This window comes from Liquorilactobacillus satsumensis DSM 16230 = JCM 12392 (genome assembly GCF_001435195.1).
Lineage (GTDB): Bacteria > Bacillota > Bacilli > Lactobacillales > Lactobacillaceae > Liquorilactobacillus > Liquorilactobacillus satsumensis.
Genome location: NZ_AZFQ01000049.1, coordinates 79,186 through 84,745, shown reverse-complemented (window position 1 = coordinate 84,745; position 5,560 = coordinate 79,186). Strand labels below are relative to the sequence as shown.

The 5,560-nt window shown below is 41.0% G+C and carries 3 protein-coding genes; all 3 read left to right on the top strand.

Annotation, left to right across the window (positions count from 1 at the left end):
- Positions 1-1,734, top strand: a 1,734-nt coding sequence (locus tag FD50_RS08185) for an MSCRAMM family protein (RefSeq protein ID WP_156653521.1), incomplete at its 5' end; no start/stop codon positions are given.
- 483 nt (positions 1,735-2,217) lie between these two features.
- Positions 2,218-3,732, top strand: coding sequence for a glycerol kinase GlpK (gene glpK, locus FD50_RS08180; protein ID WP_056961092.1), 1,515 nt, complete (start codon positions 2,218-2,220; stop codon positions 3,730-3,732).
- Between the two features lie 50 nt (positions 3,733-3,782).
- Positions 3,783-5,462 carry a glycerol-3-phosphate dehydrogenase/oxidase gene (locus tag FD50_RS08175; RefSeq protein ID WP_054757797.1) on the top strand — a complete coding sequence of 560 codons (1,680 nt, stop codon included), beginning with the start codon at positions 3,783-3,785 and terminating at the stop codon, positions 5,460-5,462.
- The last annotated feature ends 98 nt before the right edge of the window (positions 5,463-5,560 follow it).

Genomic DNA, 5,560 nt, shown 5'->3' with positions numbered 1-5,560 from the left:
CTGAACTTCACAGTTGAACTACAAACAACAGCTAAGGTCGCTACAGTTTCGGCAACGAATGCTGAAAAGACAGGCTCAGTTGTTTTGACTAAGACTGATGGTGATACAGGTAAAGTATTGGCTAGGGCTACGTTCGATCTTTACAATAGCAATGATAAGCTGATCAAAGAAGGTTTAACGACCGATAAAAACGGTCAAATCAAAGTCGACAATCTGAAGCCTGGTAACTACTACTTCAAGGAAACGGCGGCACCAGCTGGTTATGATTTCAATAAAGATACACATTATGGATTCACAGTAGAATTACAAGTGACAACAAGAGTTGCCGCAGTCTCAGTGAAAAATGCCGAAAAGACAGGTTCAGTTGTCTTAACCAAAACAGATAGTGATACAGGTAAGACATTGTCTGGTGCAGTCTTTGACCTTTACAAAAAAGATGGTACAAAAATTGCCAGTGGCTTAACCACCGATGCAGCTGGACAGGTCAAAGTTGCTGAGCTGAAACCAGGGGACTACTACTTTAAAGAAACAAGTGCTCCCGCAGGTTACGAGTTAAACGATGCCAAATTGAACTTCACAGTTGAACTACAAACAACAGTTAAGGTCGCTACAGTTTCGGCAACGAATGCTGAAAAAACAGGTTCAGTGGTCTTAACCAAAACAGATAGTGATACAGGAAAGACACTTGCCGGGGCAACGTTTGATTTGTACAAAGCAGATGGAACTAAGCTGGAAACTGGTTTGACTACCGGTAATAATGGTCAAATCAAGGTTGATAACTTGAAACCAGGAGACTACTACTTTAAGGAAACAAGTGCTCCTGCAGGTTACGAGTTAAACGATACCAAACTGAACTTCACAGTTGAACTACAAACAACAGTTAAGGTCGCTACAGTTTCGGCAACGAATGCTGAAAAAACAGGTTCAGTGGTCTTAACCAAAACAGATAGTGATACAGGAAAGACATTGTCTGGTGCGGTCTTTGATCTTTACAAGAAAGATGGAACTAAGGTAGCGAGTGGGTTAACCACTGACGCTGCAGGCCAAATAAATGTTGCTGAACTTAAGCCGGGCCAATATTATTTCGTTGAAACAAGTGCCCCAGCCGGCTATAGTTTTGATATTAAAAAGCAATATAGCTTTACTATTGTTCTTAATCAGCAACATGCTGTTACTGTGAAGGCAACGAATACCGAAAAAACAGGCTCAGTTGTTTTGACTAAGACTGATGGGGATACGGGCAAAGCTTTGTCCGGTGCGGTTTTTGACCTTTATAAGAAAGATGGTACAAAAGTTGCCAGTGGCTTGACAACAGATGTAAAGGGTCAAGTCAAATATAATAATCTGAAACTAGGAAAATATTACTTTGTTGAGGTAAAAGCTCCAAAGGGTTATGACTTGAATAAGGACAAGCAGACTTTCAGGATTACTTTACGAATGACTGAAAAATCAATTCCAGCAAATGTACAAGTAACTGATAAGAAAACTCCTGTTCAACCTGAAAAACCAGAGAATCCAACACAATCAAGTAGTAGTAAGCCGAGGACTGGAACATCTGGATCAACAATAAATAAACAAACCGGTAGTTCAGATAAACGTACTTCAAAGGGAAATCTGCCACAAACTGGAGAACAATACAGTGGCTATTTAACGGTCATCGGGATTGTGATCATTTTGGCAGTTTTAGGAATAATCTTGTATCGTCGGCGTTTGAATCACAAAAATAGTAAATAACCAACTAATAAAAGAGAGTATGACATAAGTCGGGAAAATTTTGAGTGCTAACTCGAAATTACGAACATAGCGAGTACTTTGCTATGAGTAATTCGAAGTTAGACGGAGAATTTTGACTTATGGAACCCGTTTATCCGGAATAAAAGAGGGGCTGTGACAAAATTTAACTTTTTGTCACAGCCTTTTTTTGCAAAATTTAATGCGAATCTAGTTTGCTCATTTAACAACAAGCTGGGGGATATAGATGGAACATGGTGGTGCTTAAGATCAGAGAAATAAGCTTGGTATACTAAAAGAAACTCGTGAAAGTAACTACAACCCAGATTAATTCACAATCAAAATTGCCGTACAAAGGCTTATAATTGCGATGACTTTCACAAGTGATAAGCTATTTACTTGCATTTTTTACAAAATGGTATAATCTATATTTTGTAAGCGGTATCAATAGAAGCGATGATTTCTCAAATAATGGAGGGGAAAAAGATGGCAAAAAAATATATACTTACGATTGATGAAGGTACAACAAGTACACGAGCATTAATCATTGATCATGATGGCAAAATAGTCTCCGATTCTCAACGTGAATTTTCACAGTATTTTCCACATCCAGGCTGGGTAGAACACAACGCAAATGAAATCTGGAACGCTGTGTTATCAACAATTGCCAATGCTTTTATCTCCTCGGGAATTCAGCCAAAGCAAATTGCGGCTGTGGGAATTACAAATCAACGTGAGACGACAGTAGTCTGGGATAAACAGACCGGTTTGCCAATTTACAATGCAATTGTATGGCAATCCCGACAGACAAATGAAATTGCACAAAAATTAAAACAAAAAGGTTATGCGGATATGATTCATGATAAGACAGGGCTTGTGATCGACCCGTACTTTTCGGCAACAAAATTACGCTGGATTCTTGATCATGTCAAAGGAGCACAGGAAAGAGCAGAAAAAGGGGAACTGCTTTTTGGAACCATTGACACTTGGTTATCATGGAAGCTGTCGGGTGAAAAAATTCATGTGACAGACTATACGAATGCAAGCAGGACAATGCTCTTCAACATTCATAAACTGGACTGGGATGATGATATCCTGAAACTTTTGAATATTCCACGTGTAATGTTACCGGAGATTAAAGGAAATTCTGAGGTTTATGGGAAAACTGCTACTTATCACTTCTATGGGAGTGCAGTTCCAATTGCTGGAATGGCTGGTGATCAGCAGAGTGCATTGTTTGGGCAATTGGCACTTAAATCAGGAATGGTTAAAAACACTTATGGAACCGGTTCATTTATTGTGATGAATACAGGAAAAAAGCCCATCATGTCTGCTAATAATCTGTTGACAACTATTGCCTATGGACTAAATGGAGAAGTCAATTATGCACTCGAGGGATCGGTGTTTGTTTCAGGTTCAGCAATTCAATGGTTGCGTGATTCAATGCACTTGATTGATAGTGCACCGGCTTCAGAAGAGGCTGCTCAGACTTCAACTAGTCAAGATGAAGTCTACGTGGTTCCTGCATTCACAGGGCTGGGTGCACCGTATTGGGATGCAGATGCACGTGGGGCAGTTTTTGGAATTACACGTGGCACAAACAGAAAAGATTTTGTTAAGGCGGTTTTGCAGTCGTTGGCTTACCAGTCACGAGACGTGGTGGATACAATGTATAAGGATACTAAGATTAAGGTGCCTGTCTTGCGAGTAGATGGTGGGGCGTCAAATAATAATTACTTGATGCAGTTTCAAGCTGATTTGCTTAATCTCCCGCTTGAACGGGCAGCTAATGTTGAAACCACATCGATGGGGGCCGCTTTTCTGGCTGGACTTGCAGTTGGTTTTTGGGACAGTGTTGATGACTTGAAGGAGATTTACAAAGTTGGTAAAAGGTTTGATCCTCAGATGGATGAGGCGCGGCGTGAAGAGCTGTATGGAGGTTGGCTGCATGCAGTGAAGGCCACGATGGCGTTTAAGTATCAGGTGAAGAAAGAAGAGTAACTTTTGAAGGATAATTTGTGCTGATTAGAAGCTTAGTTGGAGGGAATGCCATGACAGAGTTTAATAGCAAAACAAGATTTGCAGAGCTTCAGACAATGGAAGCTAAGGAGCTGGATGTATTAGTCATCGGTGGCGGGATTACTGGTGCAGGGATTGCACTTGATGCACAAACTCGCGGTTTACAAACTGGGCTGCTTGAAATGCGAGACTTTGCCTCTGGAACTTCGAGCCGCTCAACAAAGTTAGTTCACGGCGGGTTGCGTTATCTGAAACAACTTGCTTTTCATGAGGTTGCAGAAGTCGGTTCTGAACGGGCTATTGTGTATGAAAATGCTCCTCATGTGACCACGCCCGTAAAAATGATGCTACCTTTTTACAATGGAGGAACTTTAGGTAAATTTACGACAGCAATTGCGCTTGATATTTACGATCGTTTAGCCAAGGTTAAGAAAAGTGAACGTAAATTTATGCTTGATCGTGCGGAATCATTGGCACGGGAGCCTTATTTAAAAGCAGAAGGGCTAAAAGGGACAGGTGTTTATGTTGAGTATCGCACAGATGATGCTCGCTTAGTAATGGAAGTTGTCAAGGAAGCACACGCGCAAGGAGCATTGTTAGCCAACTATGCGAAGGTGATGGATTTAATTTATAATGAGCATGGTAAAGTTAGCGGAGTCAAGTATCAGGATCAGATCACGGGAACAAACGGAACAATCTATGCTAAAAGAATTATCAATGCGGCAGGGCCGTGGGTTGATGATATTCGTCAAATGGATGGTTCGAATAAGGGAAAACATCTGCATTTGACCAAGGGTGTGCATCTCGTGGTCGATAATGCCAAATTTCCTGTAAAAAATGCAATCTTTTTTGATACTCCGTTTAACGATAAGCGGATGATGTTTGTGATTCCGCGAGAAGGGAAAACGTATTTTGGAACAACAGATACAAGCTGGAATGAAGATCCACGAGAACCGTCTATTACAAGTAAAGACGTGCACTACATTTTAAGTGCTGTCAATCAAATGTTTGCGATTAAACCGTTGCATTTCGACGATGTTGAATCTGCTTGGTCAGGAGTACGTCCCTTGATTCAAGAAGAGGGTAAAAGTCCTTCCGAGATTTCGCGCAAGGATGAGATTTTCCATTCGGATTCAGGTTTATATTCAATCGCGGGTGGAAAATTGACAGGTTACCGCAAAATGGCGGAAAAGATTGTGAATGAAGTGGCTAAGGACTTTGCAACTGAATATGGTGATTACCACTATGTTGAAACTCAAACTGTTCATTTGCCACTTTCAGGAGCTGACGCAAGCGGCAGTGCAGGGTTTAAGGAATTTTTCGACGCAGCTGTTACACGTGGAACAGAACATGGACTTTCAAAAATGGCTGCAGAGTCTTTAGTGCATCGGTATGGTCGTAATGTCGATGCAGTTTATAGTTATTTGGAGCAGGCACAGACAAGTGAAACACATCTCTCAGCGCTTGACTATGCGCAACTGCATTATGGTTTGGAAGAAGAAATGGTTTTGCACCCAATTGATTATCTTCTGCGTCGGAGCAGTCAAATGCTTTTCAATTTTAAGCATCTGGAAAAGGTTTATGAGCCAATCATTACTGAAATGGCACAGTATTTTGACTGGTCCAACGAGACTACTGCACGACTGAGGGATGAAGTGCAGACGCAAATTGCCATTAGGCAGGCGTTTAAGCAAGAAACAGTTCATGCTTGAAGAGTAATGTCTAGTAATATTTACCTATTGGGATACGTTAATACCCATATCTAAAATAAATAGCGGGAGGCTGTGCCAGAATTTAACTTTTGTCACAA